The sequence below is a fragment of the Rhodobacter capsulatus genome, assembly GCF_005144475.1.
Classification (GTDB): domain Bacteria; phylum Pseudomonadota; class Alphaproteobacteria; order Rhodobacterales; family Rhodobacteraceae; genus Rhodobacter; species Rhodobacter capsulatus_C.
Map to the genome: position 1 here is coordinate 1 of NZ_SWJZ01000127.1, position 533 is coordinate 533.

The 533-nt window shown below is 67.2% G+C and carries 2 pseudogenes; both read left to right on the top strand.

Annotated features, from left to right (window positions below):
* Window positions 1-114: pseudogene (locus tag FBT96_RS21390) on the top strand (arginase); the annotation flags it as partial.
* A pseudogene (locus FBT96_RS19425) lies at window positions 111-533 on the top strand (ornithine cyclodeaminase); the annotation flags it as partial. The pseudogenes FBT96_RS21390 and FBT96_RS19425, both read left to right, overlap by 4 nt.

Sequence of the window (533 nt, forward strand, 5' to 3'; positions counted from 1 at the left end):
GAGCTGAACCCGTTCCTCGACGAGCGCGGCCGCACCGCCGCGCTGATCTGCGACCTGACCGCCAGCCTGTTCGGCCGCCGCGTGCTGGACCGTCAGACCCGGAGCTTCGCATGAGGCTGCGCCCGCAACCCTCGCAGCTGGCCTTCGTGCCCTTCGTCTCGGTCGCGAACATGATGCGTCTCGTGCATGCGATCGGCGTCGAACGGTTCATTACGGATCTGGCGGGCCATATCGAGGCCGATTTCCGCCGCTGGCCCGAATTCGACAAGACGCCCCGCGTGGCCAGCCATTCGCGCGACGGCGTGATCGAGCTGATGCCGACGGCCGATGCGGAAAGCTACGGGTTTAAATATGTGAACGGCCATCCGGGCAACATGCGGGCGGGCTATCAGACCGTCACCGCCTTTGGCGTGCTCGCCTCGGTCAGCACCGGCTATCCGCTGCTTTTGACGGAAATGACGCTGCTGACGGCGCTGCGCACGGCGGCCACCTCGGCGCTGGTGGGGCGCTATCTTGCGCCCGAGGGGGCGCAG